General features: G+C 55.7%; 13 protein-coding genes. 10 read left to right on the forward strand and 3 right to left on the reverse strand.

Annotation, left to right across the window (positions count from 1 at the left end):
• The first annotated feature begins 153 nt into the window (after positions 1–153).
• From iscB to AABA21_RS06210, 8 genes are all read left to right on the forward strand, one after another.
• On the forward strand, positions 154–1,422 hold the full coding sequence (gene iscB / locus AABA21_RS06175) for an RNA-guided endonuclease IscB (RefSeq protein ID WP_338248108.1): 1,269 nt from the start codon (positions 154–156) through the stop codon (positions 1,420–1,422).
• Positions 1,423–1,438: 16 nt separating this feature from the next.
• Positions 1,439–2,077 (forward strand): site-specific integrase, encoded by a 639-nt coding sequence (locus AABA21_RS06180; RefSeq protein ID WP_338248109.1) that lies wholly within the window; start codon positions 1,439–1,441, stop codon positions 2,075–2,077.
• 606 nt (positions 2,078–2,683) lie between these two features.
• Complete coding sequence (locus AABA21_RS06185; RefSeq protein WP_338248110.1) at positions 2,684–3,286, forward strand: hypothetical protein; 603 nt, start codon at positions 2,684–2,686, stop codon at positions 3,284–3,286.
• 35 nt (positions 3,287–3,321) lie between these two features.
• The gene (locus AABA21_RS06190; RefSeq protein WP_338248111.1) at positions 3,322–5,514 is read left to right on the forward strand and encodes a hypothetical protein; all 2,193 of its coding nucleotides are present in this window, start codon (positions 3,322–3,324) and stop codon (positions 5,512–5,514) included.
• Positions 5,515–5,644: 130 nt separating this feature from the next.
• Positions 5,645–7,111, forward strand: coding sequence for a tetratricopeptide repeat protein (locus AABA21_RS06195; RefSeq protein WP_338248112.1), 1,467 nt, complete (start codon positions 5,645–5,647; stop codon positions 7,109–7,111).
• 97 nt (positions 7,112–7,208) lie between these two features.
• Positions 7,209–8,765, forward strand: a complete 1,557-nt coding sequence (locus AABA21_RS06200) for an amidohydrolase family protein (protein ID WP_338248113.1) — start codon at positions 7,209–7,211, stop codon at positions 8,763–8,765.
• Between the two features lie 77 nt (positions 8,766–8,842).
• Positions 8,843–9,550 carry a hypothetical protein gene (locus AABA21_RS06205; RefSeq protein WP_338248114.1) on the forward strand — a complete coding sequence of 236 codons (708 nt, stop codon included), beginning with the start codon at positions 8,843–8,845 and terminating at the stop codon, positions 9,548–9,550.
• A gap of 129 nt (positions 9,551–9,679) precedes the next feature.
• Positions 9,680–10,648 (forward strand): TIGR03560 family F420-dependent LLM class oxidoreductase, encoded by a 969-nt coding sequence (locus AABA21_RS06210; protein ID WP_338248115.1) that lies wholly within the window; start codon positions 9,680–9,682, stop codon positions 10,646–10,648.
• An 82-nt stretch (positions 10,649–10,730) separates the two neighbouring features.
• Here the strand turns inward: AABA21_RS06210 and AABA21_RS06215 are convergent, their stop codons facing one another.
• Positions 10,731–11,627, reverse strand: a complete 897-nt coding sequence (locus AABA21_RS06215; protein ID WP_338248116.1) for a polyprenol monophosphomannose synthase — start codon at positions 11,625–11,627, stop codon at positions 10,731–10,733.
• A gap of 439 nt (positions 11,628–12,066) precedes the next feature.
• Here AABA21_RS06215 and AABA21_RS06220 point away from each other — a divergent pair, with 439 nt between their 5' ends.
• Positions 12,067–12,915 carry a YwqG family protein gene (locus AABA21_RS06220; RefSeq protein ID WP_338248117.1) on the forward strand — a complete coding sequence of 283 codons (849 nt, stop codon included), beginning with the start codon at positions 12,067–12,069 and terminating at the stop codon, positions 12,913–12,915.
• A gap of 50 nt (positions 12,916–12,965) precedes the next feature.
• Complete coding sequence (locus AABA21_RS06225; RefSeq protein ID WP_338248118.1) at positions 12,966–13,751, forward strand: HNH endonuclease; 786 nt, start codon at positions 12,966–12,968, stop codon at positions 13,749–13,751.
• Here AABA21_RS06225 and AABA21_RS06230 read toward each other — a convergent pair.
• Together AABA21_RS06230 and AABA21_RS06235 are read right to left on the reverse strand one after the other, a co-directional pair.
• The gene (locus tag AABA21_RS06230) at positions 13,735–14,883 is read right to left on the reverse strand and encodes an RNA-guided endonuclease InsQ/TnpB family protein (RefSeq protein WP_338248119.1); all 1,149 of its coding nucleotides are present in this window, start codon (positions 14,881–14,883) and stop codon (positions 13,735–13,737) included. The two genes, AABA21_RS06225 and AABA21_RS06230, sit on opposite strands and share 17 nt — an antisense overlap.
• Complete coding sequence (locus tag AABA21_RS06235) at positions 14,880–15,473, reverse strand: IS607 family transposase (protein WP_338251006.1); 594 nt, start codon at positions 15,471–15,473, stop codon at positions 14,880–14,882. Before AABA21_RS06235 ends, AABA21_RS06230 begins: the two co-directional genes overlap by 4 nt.
• Positions 15,474–16,043: the final 570 nt, after the last annotated feature.

Consider the following 16,043-nt stretch of genomic DNA (forward strand, 5'->3'; position numbering starts at 1 on the left):
CGCGAGGTCATGCTACCTACAAATGCCTGCTCTAGTTTGTAGCTCTAGCGTTTGTGATTAAAAGCTCTGATGGGGAGGAGCGGTGTTGCAAACACGACAAGCCTCGTGAACATTGACGAAGAGCACTCAACATCCGAAAGGATGGAAAACGCTATGCTCGTTTTCATTGTAAATTGTTATGGGAAACCGCTCATGCCCTGCCAGCCACGCAAAGCCCGCCTCCTCTTAAAAGAAGGCAAGGCAAAAGTGGCCAGGAGGGTTCCCTTCACGCTGCAACTGCTGTATGGCAGTAGCGGATATAGACAAGATGTTGCTCTAGGCATCGATGCCGGAACACGGCATATTGGCGTCTCAGCCACGACCGACCAGACCGTGCTCTTCGAGGCGCAAGTACAACTCCGTTCCGATATTCAAGAACTGATAGCAACCCGCAGACAGTTTCGTCGTGGACGACGCAGTCGAAAAACGCGCTATCGCCAAGCGCGATTTCTCAATCGAAAGAAACCACCGCAATGGCTTGCTCCTTCCGTTGAGCATAAGGTGGCTGCTCATCTGAAGGTCATCGCGTTGGTGCAGACCCTTCTCCCAATCAGCAGAACCACCATCGAGGTGGCTCAGTTCGATATTCAAAAGATACGCAATCCTGAAATTGAAGGCAACGATTACCAGAAAGGACCTCTGTTAGGATTCTGGAATGTGCGTGAATATGTGTTGTTTCGTGATGGGCATATCTGCCAATGGTGCCAGAGGAAGTCCAAAGATCACGTGCTGAATGTGCATCATATTGAATCTCGCAAGACGGGTGGAAATAGCCCAGATAATTTGATTACCTTGTGCGAGAGTTGTCATGATCTCATCCACCGGACCCATCAAGAGCAGGGGATCCAGCGAAAAAGTCAGCGTTTTCGTGATGCCACGCAGATGGGTATCATCCGTTGGCGCATCTATCAGGAAGCCAAGCAGCGTTTTCCGCAGGTGCATCTGACGTATGGATACCTGACCAAACACACGCGCATTGAGCAGGGGTTGGAGAAGTCGCACATGGTGGATGCACGCTGTATCAGTGGGCATCCGTTGGCTGTCTCGGATGGAGATTGGTATCTGATCAAGCAGGTAAGAAGGAACAATCGTCAACTGCATAAAGCCACCATCAGGAAAGGTGGGCAGAGGCAAAGAAACACCGCTCCCAAGGAGGTGCATGGTTTTCGCTTGTTCGACTGCGTGCGGTATCAAGGGCAGATCTGCTTTGTGTTTGGTCGCAGAAGTTCTGGCTACTTTGATCTACGTACCCTCGATGGTACAAAGGTCCATGCAAGTGCCAGTTACAAGAAAGTAACGATCGTTCAAAAGGCGACGACCTCGTTAATTGAAAGGAGAAGCAGCATTCCCCCCACGCTTGAAGGTGCCAGTATCCTGCCGTAACGGTCATGAACAGGCGATGCAACTCGTACAAGCGGCCAGAGGTCACCGGATCGAGAATATCATCTTACTGGCGGTCACTTTGGGATTGAGGAGAGGAGAGTTGCTCGGTTTGCATTGGGATGACGTTGATTTCGAGCAAGGCATGCTCTATGTGAAGCGCACCGTTTCATATGTTCCACCCTATGAAGGAGCGCAACATACGCACATTGAAACCGATCCTAAAACAGCCACCAGTAAGCGTACGATCATTCTGCCCGCGTTCATTCTGGAAGCGTTAAAGAATCATCGTTCAGTGCAACTACAAGAACGCCTGAAGGCGGGGAAAACGTGGAAAAACAATAATCTGATCTTCTGCAACGCTGTTGGAAAACATGTCGCTCCAACGACGCTGACGGATCAATTTAAACACGCGCTCCGGCAGGCGAATCTCGCGGACATGCGCTTCCACGATTTGCGCCATTCAGCGGCAACGATTTTATTGTCCATGGGGGTCAATATCAAAGTCATTCAAGAGCTGCTGGGCCACGCGAATATCAGTATTACGCTGAACATTTATTCGCACGTGACGCCGACGATGCAGCGAGATGCGATGAAAGATTTAGACCAGCAGTATCAGTTAGCGCAAAAAGGAGGAAACATGGCCCAATCGATGTAGTCCCAAGGGGCTGCTGAAGCGGCTTTATGAGATCAGGCAGATGCTTGGCATCCTGACAGCCAATTTGACAGCCAATTTTTCCGAACAAGACGGTTTAAGACGTATCATGGCGCGCCGGTACGCATGCACTTTTGAGCTTGAAATCCCAGAAAAGACATCCTCTGTGTTCCCTTCGTTGAAGTGAGATTGGTAAGACTGGTATAAGACGATATAGATTTTGTACCTCCATTGCAGCGTTTTGTACAAGACATTGCAGTCAATTTGCAAAGACATCCTCGTTTGTTTCCTCCATTTTCCGCTTGCGTGTGCATAGAAATAGTGCCACACCCACCCGCAAATCTTTTTTTTCTTATTCCTATGGGTAACAATGCCGATAGCTCTTCCTATTATTGATGACAATGGCTGTGCCTGTTTTGCGCAGAGCATGATTATGGCCGGGAAGCTCGTATTAAAGCCGTATTAAGAGGAAAAAATCGGGGAAGAATCGTGGGAGATGGTCCAAAGCTCGACACTCTATACTCATCATAGATTTTGTACCTGTAGCTGTATCGTTTATTTGGATTGCGCCTCTGATGCATGAGAGAGCGGCATGCAAAGGGAGTCGATGTGGTCAAGAATAGGTCGGTTTTACAGTTAGAGCGGAGCAGGCAGCCAGACGCGATGCGATCGCACGTTGTTACTGGTCTGGGCACCAAAGCCTATACACCAGCTCCCCGCGTAACGGCTGTCGCGCATAAGGGACAGGCACTAGAGCTATGGCGCTGGCGCATCGTTGCCCTGCTGCGCGTCCTCTGCGGTAGCCTTTGCCTGGGGGATGCCTGGTTGAAGTGGCGTGGTTCCTTCACCGATGGATATCTCTCGCTGCTGTCCCATGCCGCCGGGGGGCATATACCTCTGGTGTCCACCTGGTTCTCCTGGTGGCTCGGGGTGGCACAGCTGCAGACGCAGGCGTTCATCGCCATCACACTGCTGGCGGAAATATGCCTGGGGATCTGTCTTATTTGTGGCGTGTTTACCACGCTTTCTTGCCTGATGGGTATGTTCCTGACGGCGCTGGGCTCTATGGGTATGGGCCTGCTCACTGGTTTCTTCGGGCAGGGTTCACCAGATATTGGTGTGCTGGTCGTTTTCTGGCTGACCTTCCTGGGTCTGATGCTCAGCCGCGCGGGACGGTACGCGGGCCTGGGTCCAGACAAAGTAAGCTTGTAGATTGTGTAGACGTACGTAGTCTGAGAGGATCTTTTATGGCATACAATGAGGCATCTCAATTTTCGGGCTACCTGGGTGGGTCCGTGGGTCCACAAACCCCTAATCCTATGATGCAAGGCATGGAAGCGGGCTTTCATCAGGAGCAGATGCAGGGGAGGGGCCAGCGCAAGGCCAATGGGAGGGAGACTTCCTTCTTCCACGGTGAGGCGCTGGCACGCGACTTCTGGGCGGAGCATACCGGACCCTGGATTGTGCTGGTCTTTTCGGCGGCCTTCTCGCTCTTCCTGGTCTCGATGGTCCTGTTCGGCCAGGTTCCCGGGAAAAGCTTCTTTCTCAAGAGCGCTTCGGATATCTTCCAATTTGTTGGTGAGGGCATCGGTCTTGTCTTCTGTACTCGTATTGCTTTACGTCTGCATAAAGTGTCCAATCAATTGCGTCGCCAGTTGCTTGAGAGTAAGACCGGTCGGTACTCCCCCAATGAACTGGCCACTATCCATAATGAGGCGCAGGCGGCCCGGCGGGCGTTCATGGCCTGGTCACTGCTGGCCTGTGGCATTGCCCTTTATGCCAGCGGCCAGGCTGTCTGGACCAGCTATGATATCCGCATGAATAGTGCCGATGTGCCATTTCCGGGCATCTATGATATCGGATTTGTGGGATCCTATCCTTTCTTTCTGCTGGGCACGCTGTTTCTGACACGACGCAATAAGGCGTCGGTTGGCCGGGTACGCCTGCTCCTGGATGCCCTGGCGGTGATTGGAACAGCGCTGGCCCTATCCTGGTTCTTCCTGTTAAGCCCACTCATTGCTGGCCTGACACAGGCTCCCAGCCCGGGCGCCGCATTCCTTTCGATCTACTTCCCAACTGGCGATCTGTTCCTGGTGGCGATCGGCGCCTTTCTGATGTTCAGCCCACTGGCCAGTCGGGCGCAACAACCGGTCTTTATTCTCCTGTGCCTGGGACTCTTCTTCCTGGCTATCACCGATAGCTTGCTGGCGTTCTATAGCCTGTCTAATAATTTCAATACGGGCACCCTGCAGGATGTGCTGTGGCCACTGAGCCTTTCTCTGATCGGATTGGCGGCGATCGAGTATCCACGCAGCGTGGCCCGAGAACAGGAGCAGGATCAGCGCCTGAAGAATCTGCGTCTGCCGGGCAGTTCAAGTCTGTCCCCCAACCGCCTGACCCAGATCAGTTTGACGGCACAGACGATCGCTCCCTTTATCCTGGTCCTGGCAACCTGCGCCATTCTCTTGACGAATATTGCGCCCCGTGGTGGCATCACCCTCATCCAGGCCGATATCGTGGCGCTGCTGCTGATCCTGATCGTGATCGCGCGTCAGGCCATGACATTGCTGGAGAATAACCGCCTGACGATGCAGATGCGTGGCGAACTGGTGATCTCCAGGCGTGAGCTGCAGGTGACGCGACGCGAGGCCGATGAGGCAACACGCGACGCCCAGGAGAAGCTGCTAATGGAGCAGGGAATCGCCGCTCTGCGCGATGTCCATGCCCGGGTCGCCCGTGGTGACATTGTGGCGCGCGCCCCAACGGTCAGTGGCCCCCTGCTGCCGATCGCGATCAGCTTGAATCTGATGCTGGACCGCATCAGTGCCCTGTCGCAGCGCGGCGCGAGATATGATCAGATGGCCCAGGAGTGCCGGGTTTTGCAGGAAGGGGTGGACCGCCTCGGGCAGGGTCTGCCACCATGGGGACCCAATCAGCAGATGCCGCAGGGCGCGCCCGAGCTGCGTTCGGTCTACCTGGGGCTGGCCCACATTCAACGTCGGCAGGAGGGTCAGTGGAGACGGATTGGAGCTGCCCTGGATTCGATCAACAACCTTACGCGTCGCATCTATGAGGCACTGACCGAGATCAAGCAATCCCCGCTCTTTAAGACCGAGGTAAACGCCAGCTTTGAACGCATGGTGCTCGATCGCGTCATCCGTGAGGTGGATCTGCTGGCGGAACAGCAACACAACCTGGTGGGACAGGTGTCGCAAAGCATGGTACGCAACGAGGCTTCGGCACAGAGCAACGAGAATGATCCTCAGCAGAAGGCGCAGCCTCGCAACCAGCGTCCCAACACCGATGCGGCTCATGAAATACGCTCTCTGCTCCCTCCACGCCAGAGTCCTTCACAGGCTTTGCGGCACAATGGGCATAGCGAGCTCAGCCAGCACTTTTATCAGTCTCATCACCTGGAACAGTTACCACTAGACGAGTAGATTGACGTTGCGAAAGGAGAAGGTTCATGCATAGCGGCAGCGTTCCATCACCGCTGTGCCCACCTTCTCCCTTGACCCTGTTCATATGTGGCACGAACGTTTCCTGAACTCAGAAGAGAGGCCGAACGAGATGGATCATAATATACAATACGAGCCGCAGGCGGGATCGGGGGCTCCGTTTTGTCTGGGACATCCTTCGCACGCGATGCGGCCGGGGGAGGGTATCTGTAACGTATGCGGCGCCCTGGCGACCCATACTACGCTGGGGATCTACGAGGTTCGTAAACTTCTGGGGACTGGGAGGAGTGGCCATGCGTATCAGGCGATACATCAGCGATCAGGCCAGCCGGTGGCGATCAAGCTGTTTCCGGCCTCTATGGCCAATCCTGATCTCTGGGAGGCTGCCCGACGTGAAGTGCGCGTAACGACGGCGTTGCGCCACAACTCTATTCTCTCGGTGTTCAGCTGCAGTACCTGGTCCTCGGAACAGCTCGATGGTGGAAGCGGCGCTCACTTTGAGCGATCATCTTCTGGCTCGACCAATCAGTACCTGCTGACGCTCTGCCAGTATATCCCCGGCGCGCTCAGGCATTTTGTGGCCTATCTGCAAAATAGCGAGAACCAGCAGACGATCTATCAACAGGGGAGATCACCACGCGCGCTGGTGATGCACGTCTTGCAGCAGATCGGCTCCGCCCTGGCGGCGGCCCATGCACGTGGGCTGACCCATGGCGCGCTGGTCCCGGGCAATATCCTGTTTTCCAGCTATGAGCGCGCCTGGGTGGCTGACTTTGGCCTGGCTCGCCTGCAGCCTCCGCCCGCGCCATACCTGGCCCCGGAGTTGTATATGGCGGCCCAGGCCAGCCAGCAGGGCAATGCGCAGGCGTATTGGAACGCGGTCAACGCGGCCAGCGATCAATATATGTTCGCGGCCCTCTGTCAGCAGTTGTTGCCGCAAACGCTGCCAGCACAGGAGTACGAGCCCTTGTTGCCCATCCTGAGCCGGGCCCTGCATCCTAAACCTGAGCGGCGCTACCCTTCTCTGCAACTGCTCATACAGGATATGGTGACCCTGACATCACGGCCAGTTCAGATGCCGGTCAACCAGCAGTTTAAGCAACCACAGATCGCCGGCACACGGCGTTCACTCACACCGTCAGGGATATCATCATCGGGCTTCAACCAGGGGAGGCGTAATAGCGCGCCCTTGACGCCGCTGCCGGCCTTTCCATCAGGGCCACTGACACCGGCCTTGCCAGCGACGCCGATTACGCCCGCTATGCCATTGACACCGGCCGATTGGGAGAGGCGCGGCGATAAGCTGTTCACGATGCGCGAGTACGATGAGGCGCTCAAAGCCTACCACCGGGCCATCGAGGTCAACGCGGGCAAAGCATCGATCTGGCTCGCGCTCGGTGATACCTACTTCGCGCTCGAACGCTACAGAGAGGCGCTGATGGCCTATGAGCAGGCCATGCATATCAACCCGAATGATCCACAAGCCTGGCTCAACCGGGGCACGGTTCTCGATGCCCTGGGACGCCATCAGGAGGCGCTCGATTGTTACGATCGCGCCGATCAACTGCGCTCGGCCTGATAGGCTCTACCTCCTGCTTATCCGCGCCCTCCATGCCATGCGCTTTTCGCGGACATCTATGGGTGGACAAGCAGAGAATGCAGAGGAGTTTTTTTGTATGCAGACACTGACCAGGGAACAATTGCGTAAAGATGAGGTTGAACGCTCTTATCAACAGACACATCTGCGCCATCTCTTAATTCGGGGCTGTACAATCCTGGCCCCGAACGAACCAGGCAAGCTGCTGCATGATCAGGATATCCTGATCATCGGTCGCTATATCGCCGCGGTTGGTCCAAGCGGCACGCTCTCGTTGAATCCACTACGCCTCGACAAAGTCATTATCGGGAAGGATCGCTTGGTCCTGCCGGGTCTGATTAACGCGCATACGCATTCGCTGGAGAATTTGTTGAAAGCAACCTCTCCATCGCTGCCACTGGAGCTGTGGTTGGTCCCGTTATTTGGCAACTCGATTGCATGGTCGCCGCACCTGGTCTATCTCAGCACCTTGCTCGGCGCGCTCGAAATGCTCAAGACGGGCACCACCGCCGTTCTGGACCATCTCTGGACCAGCGCTGGTGTCGCCGGTGAGTACCTGGATGCTACAATGCATGCATATCATGATGCGGGCATCCGGGCTGCCGTCGCCCCCTCAATTGAGGATCGCGATCTGGTACTGGAAGCGGGCGCCAGATACGGCCTGCATTTCCCGGGTCATCCCTTTACCGATCGCTTCGCCGATTGGGAGCCGATCGAGGTGCAACTGGAGGTGCTGGAGCAATTTATCGCGACCTGGGACAATAGCGCCAATGGGCGCCTGCGCTGCTTCACAGGCCCCAGCGGCATCCACTGGTGTAGCCCAAAATTATTGGAGGCGTGCCTGGAGCTCACGGAACGCTACCAGACCGGCATGCATCTGCACGCGGTTGAGACCGAGCTGCAGGCGGCGGTGATCCACGAGACCCTGGGGCAGGGAGGCATTCGCTACCTGGAGCAGATGGGGCTTTTGCGACCCGGCACGTCGCTGGCACATACGATCTGGCTCGACCCCGGCGATCTGAATATCCTGTCGCGCACCGGCACGACGGTGGTGCACAATCCGATCAGCAACCTGCGCCTGGGCAGTGGCCGCTTCCCTCTGTCGGACGCGCTGGACCAGGGGGTGCACATCGCGCTGGGGAGCGATGGCTCGGCCAGCAATGATCGCCAGAATATGTTTGATGTGCTCAAGCTCACGGGCCTGATGCATAATCTGCCCCAGGTAGATTATCGCCGCTGGCCCCAGCCCGCAACGATCCTGCAGGCGGCGACGGAGGGCGGCGCGACCGCGCTGGGGCTGCCGGAAGAGCTGGGACGCATTGAGGAGCGGCAGCTGGCGGATCTGATCTTGCTGGACCTGGATGCCGACGCGTTTGTGCCGTTGCGCGATCCTTACCTGCATTTGATCTACTGCGAACATGGGACGGCGATCGATGGCGTGATCGTCAACGGTGAGATCGTGGTCGAGCAGGGAAAACTGCTGAACGTTGATGAAGCGGCCCTGCGCCAGGAAATTCGCGAGCAGTGTCGCTTCGCCATGGCACAGGCGCCAGATGCGCAGGCGTTGCTCGCCCATACCAACGAGATTCTCGCGCAGCTCGACAAACTACGCCAGCTGTTTCTACAGAAAAGATAACATTGGGTAGTTATTTATACTAGTAGCGGTATTTTATAGGGTATCTTCGCTCTATTTTTAAGGGAGGATTTTTCCAGATGGAAGATTCGTTGAAACGACCAGATAATGTTGAGATGAACCGCAATTATCCTGATGAGCCGCCGGCAATCGAGGGCAGCGCATCGACCAGCATTCGCTATACGTTCCGCTTTACCGGCTGGCCGAGCCTATCTCAGCTGGTGGCGGTGGCGGTGGCGACAGCGGTCTATACCGTCCTGTCCTGGCTGGGGGTTGTAACCTTGCCAGGACCCGCATTCGGCGTGAGCACCATATTTATCGCGATCGGCTTTGGCCTTCCCTTCGCCCTCTGGTTTGGCGGCTGGGCCTTCGTCATCGCCTATATCGGCAACTTTGTGGGAGCGGGACTGCTCTCTGGCATTCCAGTGCTGGTGGCGATTCCGTTCGGCGCCGCCGACTTCATCCAGCTGTGCATCCCTATGCTGCTCTACCGCTTCCTCGCCTATCGCTTCGGCGTCAGCCCGGTCGGCAAGGATGTCTTCACAGTGCGCGGCTTCATCTTTTTCTTGCTGTGCGCCGTTATCCCCAACAATATCATCGGTGGCCTCTATGGCAACCTGGTGCTGCTGCTGACGGGACAGGAGCCGGCCAACGCCTTTATTCCCGGCTGGGTCACCTGGTCAGGTGTCAACATCATCATTGTGCTGGTCATCGGCTCGATCCTGCTTTCGACCCTGACTCCGATCGTTGAGCGCTTCGGCCTGACCATTCGCGACGCCCTGCGCTAATTGCCTCTCTACCCGATAGAAAACCAGCCCGCGCCTCTCAGATGGGAGAGGCGCGGGATTATTTTTTTTGCCGCTATTGTTGCACTGATTAGAGAATGACCAGAAATGAAAGAACTGAGGTAATCGACGATGGTAGAGATCTCGATCATGATCGAGGGTCAGAATGGGCTGAACTGGCCGTATTGGAAGCGAATGGCGGTGGAGGTTGATCAACTTGGCTTTGCCGGGCTCTTTCGTTCGGACCACTATACCAATCCCAATCCACCCGATTTAGATTCGCTGGAGATGATTGTGTCGCTGACCTACCTGGCTGATCGGACACAGCATATCCATTTTGGCCCGCTGGTGGCGCCGGTATCTTTCCGCGAGCCAACCATGCTGGCCCGGCAGGCCGCGGCCCTCGATGATCTGAGCAATGGGCGCATGATCCTGGGACTGGGGGCTGGCTGGCAGGAACGAGAACACAGTTTATTTGGCTACCAATTAGGGAATGTAAAGACGCGCATGGACCGTTTTGAGGAGGCGCTGGAGGTGATAACACGTCTGCTGCGCAGCGACGAGCCGGTCACCTTTGAAGGCCACTTCTTTCAGGTGCGCGGTGCCACGCTACTACCCCGTACTCAACGACCGGGTGGACCACGCATCATGATCGGCGGCAACGGCATCAAACGCACCCTCCCCCTGGTCGCGCGCTATGCCGATATATGGAACACCGTTGCTCCAACTCCCGCTGATTTCAAAGAGCGCTCCCAGATCCTGGATAGGCTGCTTCAACAGGCGGGACGCCAGCCGGATGCGGTCAAGCGCACCGTGATGCACAGCGTGGTCTTTGCCCGCGATAGAGCGGAATTGGAACACAAGCTCAGCCAGTACCGCCAGGAGCCGGAGTTCACGACAATGAATACCGATGGGCTGGTCAAGCAACTGATAGCGGCCAACAAAACGATCATTGGGACACCGGACCAGATCGTCCAGCAGCTTCAGGCCTATGCGGACGCCGGAGCCCAGGAAATTATGCTGCAGTGGTTTGATTTTGAGGATATCGAGGGATTGCGCGCATTCGCCAGTAGCGTGCTACCACGCGTGTCTACTTTATAGCTGAAAATGTTTTGCGGCAACTGCATATGTACAGTTGCCGCAAAACATTTTCAGTGATTGCCAACACCGCAGGCTTGCAACTTTAGAGCTGTCGCGTTGGGCGACGTGGGATGGCAAAGGGGACTGTTTTCTGCCGGTGGGCTTCCATCTGCCCTGGCTGAGACTCTGTTTCCGCCTGCATGGATAATGGTGGTCGTGACTCATCAATGCGCGGCGGCAGAGGCGATGGTGGCAGGATGCGATGCAGATAGCGGACCCGCGGACGAGCCTGGCCGGGCAGCAGACTGCTGAGGCGCGTCCTTAAGACATAGGTAAAGGCCTCCAGTACAATGCTGCGCGACATTTTGGACTGGCCGAGCCGGCGATCGACGAATATGATGGGTGTTTCGGCCACGGTGAAGCCCTTATTCAAGACCCGGTAGGTCATCTCCACCTGAAAGGCATAGCCACGCGATTGGACGCTATCCAGGTCAATGGCCTCTAAGACCTCGCGCCGATAGCAGCGAAAGCCGCCGGTACAATCGCGCACCGGCAGACGCAGCACGGCTCGCGCGAAGATATTGCCGCTACTACTGATCAGGCGGCGCGGCAGCGACCAGTTGGGCGTACTTCCACCAGGAATGTAACGCGAACCAATCACCAGGTCAGCATCTTTAATAGCGCTTAGAAAAGCAGGTAGGTGCTGTGGATCGTGAGAGAAATCCGCATCCATCTCAAAGGCGGCATCATAGTGATGGCTTATCGCATACTTGAAGCCAGCGATGTATGCCGTGCCCAGACCCAATTTGCCCGGCCGGTGTATACAATGAATCCGTCCATCCTGCTGGCTCAGCTCCTCCACCAGCTGGCCCGTCCCATCTGGCGAATGATCATCCACAACCAGCACATCTGTCTCAGGTACGTAGGCAAAAATACCATGGAGTAACGAGGGCAGGTTTTCAACTTCATTATATGTTGGAATGATAATCAACGTTTTCATGATCTTCCCTTTTGGTGCTGTTAGTTTAAATTCAGGTTTCTGTTCACACAACGTTAAACAGACCTATTCAGCTACACAACAAAGTGTACCGTTTCATCCAAATCTCCTTTACTGTCAGACATACTTTTTACAGGCGCGCGTCCGCTGCGCGGACGCGGGGAGGGATGTTGGTGGGTCGGGTGCGCGAATGCGCACCCGACCCACCAACATACAAATAGCCCCTCAACACCGCAGGTGCGAAAATCCAGGCGCAAGGCAAGCAATAACCATACAAAAAGTAAGCACTGCAGGTGCTCTTGGGTCGTCTGCCTCAAAAAGCTCTGGTACCACGTACTAAAAGGGAGATACAGAAAACATATAGGATTATGCCTTCCCGGTTTCCAGGGCAGAAAGCTATCGTGTTTTCGGTACACAGAGTGCAATGGAGGAAGATGAATAGATGAAAGCTGAAGATACGCAGAAAGCGTTAAAGAAAGCTGGCCTGGAGCGCTTGAATGACTACGTTCAGGTCCTGGTGCAGCCCGCGATCAGCCTGAAGGCGTCGCCCGTGAAAGATGAGGCAGGATTGAAGGTCGGCATTTCGAAAATAGGTGGCATACCAGATCTACCCCAGGGACAGCAATGGCCGATGAAAAAGGATGTGCCCCTGTCATTTGTGGCTCAGATCCGGCTGGATGAGGTCGCGCACTACGATACCAATCATCGATTACCCCAGCAAGGTATGCTCTGGTTTTTCTATGATTCCAGCCAGGAAACGTACGGAGAAGATCCACAGGATGCTGGCGGCTGGAGCGTCCTCTACAGCAGCGACGTCCAGCATCTGCAGCCCGCCACGGTTCCCACAAAGCTGCCGGAAGAGGCCCGATTCAAAACCAGCACGGTTAGCTTCGATGCGATGTCGACGATGTCCCAACAACCCCAGTTGGAGATTGCCGACCTTGCCTGGAATAATGATGATCAGGCAAAATATGATACGGTATACGCCCGCTTTACAGGCAAGCCCTCGACCCAACCGCACCATCAGATGCTTGGCTATCCTGAGACGCTGCAGGATGACATGCGCCTGCAGTGCCAGATGATGACCAACGGCATCACCGATGCCGATGATCCAAAGGTGGCTGAACTCTCAAAGAGCGCCAACGAGTGGCAGTTGCTGTTGCAGGTTGATAGCGATGAGCGTATCAACATGAACTGGCCCGGCTCTGGTATGCTCTACTATTGGATTAAGCTCGCCGATCTACAGGCACAGAAATTCGACGCCACCTGGCTGGTGGCCCAATCTTCCTGAGCTCTCGGTAGATCACCACAACTGAAGGATCAGGCAGAAGGAGACGTTGGATGATGCGCAAAGGTATGATGTGGGTGACGCTGTTCACGCTTCTTGTCGTTTTTTTCAGTGCGTGTGACCTTCCCTTTACTACAGCTATCCTGACTGGCCACCAGTCAGGTAGGACACAAACCACGTCCTGGGGCGCCTCCGCTTCCTTTGATAGTGCTGCTGTAGCCCCTGCCTGGGGCCACCGGACCAAAACCAGTGGCTGCCAGGCGCAGGGCCCGCTCCAGGATATGGCGTGCACCCCCGGCGATATCTTCCCCAATCTGACAACAGCACAGGTCTGTACTCCGGGCTATGCCACCTCTGTACGCAACGTGCCGGTGAGCCTCAAAAACCAGGTCTACACCTCCTACAGCATCAAGAAACGCGCACCGGGACAGTATCAGATCGATCACCTGGTGAGCCTGCAGCTGGGCGGCACAAACGATATCTCGAACCTGTGGCCGGAGAGCGCCACACCGATTCCGGGCTATCATGAAAAAGATAAAGTCGAAAACTATTTACGCGACCAGGTCTGCAGCGGGAAGCTGAGCCTTCAGGATGCCCAGATCCAGATCGCCACGAACTGGCTGGCAGTATACAACCGCATGCCATACAAATCATCCAACAAATACAACGGCCGTTCTATGAAACTTACCCGAATATGGACATGCCATACGCAGTGTTCACTTCCTGCTTCCTCCAGGGCAGTTTCACTCGCTCTCGCGAGCGAGCCAGCGCTGCTCTGTCCACAGGCGTCCATTCCGACAGAACTTGCCGTACTCTTCTTCGTTATCCTGCCGCCTTGAGGGCAAGATTGATGGAGGCATTCCGGTCGCGATCGATCACCGAGCCACACTCCTCACAGTGGAAGAGGCGGTCAGAGAGCGTGAGATCCTCATCCATCCAGCCACACCACGAACACGTTTTGCTCGACGGCTCCCATTGAGACACCGTGTAGACCAGCGAGCCGGCCTGCTGCGCTTTATACTCCAGCTGCCGGCGGAACTCGGCAAATCCCATGTCTGCGATGGCTCGACTCAGTTTCCGATTCTTCAGCATGCCGCTCACCTGCAGATCCTCCAACACGATGCACGTCGGACGCTGCTGATCGGGCTTGGTTTTCGCCACAATCAGCGAGGTCACCTGATGCACCGTGTCTTTGCGCAGGTTGGCGATATGGGCATGCAACCGGGCCAGTTTGCGCGCCGCTTTCTGCCGATTCTTACTGTCCGGCTGTTTCCGCGCATGCTGACGGCTGCATCGTCGCAGCTGTTTGAGATGCGATCCCAGCGCTCTGGGATTGCCAAATACCCGACCATCCGAGAGGGTCGCCAGCGCTTTGATCCCCAGGTCGATGCCGATGGTCTCTCCCAGCGCGATCCCTGCCTCAGGTTGTTCCTCCTCCACCTGCACACTCACATACCAGCGCCCCGCGTGTTCCGAGACGGTGGCCGAGAGGATGTGCACGCCTGTGGTGGGAAGATAGCCACGTTCTTTGAGGCGCAGCTTGCCCAGGCGGGGCAATTGCACCCAATCCTCCCCAATATGAATGGCACCGGTGAGACGGAAACTGCCAATGCCGTGCTTTTTCGACTTGAAGCGTGAATACCCGAGCTTGCCACGCCACGTGCCCTGCTTCTTCCTGGCACAGCGTCTCCAGAAGTGTTTGAAGGCCTGTTCCAGATCGCGTAAGCTCTCTTGCGGGGCGGCTTTGCTGACGTCATACATCCAATGCAGCTCGGTTTGCTTGAGGGCGTTGAGTTCTTTGTGTAAGCTGATGGCCGTGGGCGCTTTGCGCCCGGCGGCATGCTCCTCTTGATAGCGGCGCAAACCCCAGTTGAACGCCCAACGGGCGGTGCCGGCGTGTTTGAGGCAGGCGGTTCGTTGCGCATTGTTGAGCTTGAGCTCGGTTTTATAGCCACGGACGACGAGCGTCATACCTCCTCCTCTTCCTCCATCTGCTTCTCGATACAGGCTTTGATCTGTGCGGCACGGCGTGTACTGTTGCGCCGACCGTAGATACGGGCCGCCATGCTGCTGATCACGCTGACGAAATCGTCAACCAGATCATCGGTGGTCTCGCTGGGAAAAATAACTTCGACGCGCCTGCCTTCATTGGCGAGCAACTGTTCAATGTAGTGAAAGCCAAAGCGGGTCAGGCGGTCCCGGTGCTCAACTACAATCGTGCCGATGCTGTGATCTTGCAGCAGTTTGCTGAGCTTCGGGCGTTGGTCATTGAGTCCGGAGGCGATCTCGGTCACTTCTTTGGCGACCTGATAGCCACGCGCGAGGGCATAGGTGCGTAATCGCTCCATCTGACGGGCCAGATCCTCTTTCTGAGCCGCCGAGGACACCCGCGCATACAAGGCAATGCGCCCGGTTGAGGGTGCCGCGGCGGGTTGATCGCGCACAATGACGGTTCCCGTGGCCGTTTGATAGGCATCGAGCTGTCCGGCTTTATACCATCTCCAGGCCGTTTTGTAGGAGATGCCCTGCTGTTTGGCGTACTGGCTTAATTTCATGGCTATAGTTTACCATGGATTGCCCCTATCCGTCAATATAATAAGAAACTAGTTATTATCCCTCTGATTAAAAAAGTGTTGCGTCTCTGACGACACCACCCCGACTGAAAATATTCATTTTCAGAGGAGGCAATCACAACGAAAAAGAGGCCATGCAACGACAACGCTTACTGGCCTCTTATTCTTCTGGAAAGGTACGAATAATTAGATGCTCAGCGGACTACTCGCCCTTCCGTACTGGCTGAAGGTCTGTTATTTCCCATATAGGAGAACAGATAATCCATAAACAAGAGAGGCAAACGCCACCAGCATCAAGAAAAAGTGTTGCGCGCAGACCAATGGCAGTGCCGAGGAAACCGCCTAACAGGGAGGAAAAGGCAACAACACCGCCAGCAATAAAACGTATGGTGGCATTGACCCGCCCTTGCAAGTTGTTTGGAGTTCTGATCTGGCGCAAACTCAGTTGGTTAATATGGTATCGCGGCCGACTTCTCCATCGCTCTGCCTGCCTTCATCTAAAAATTCGGCTTTGCAGAGACCCCTGTGCTTCAGCCATGGGGAGGAAGCAAAGCCGCT

Source organism: Dictyobacter halimunensis (assembly GCF_036245075.1).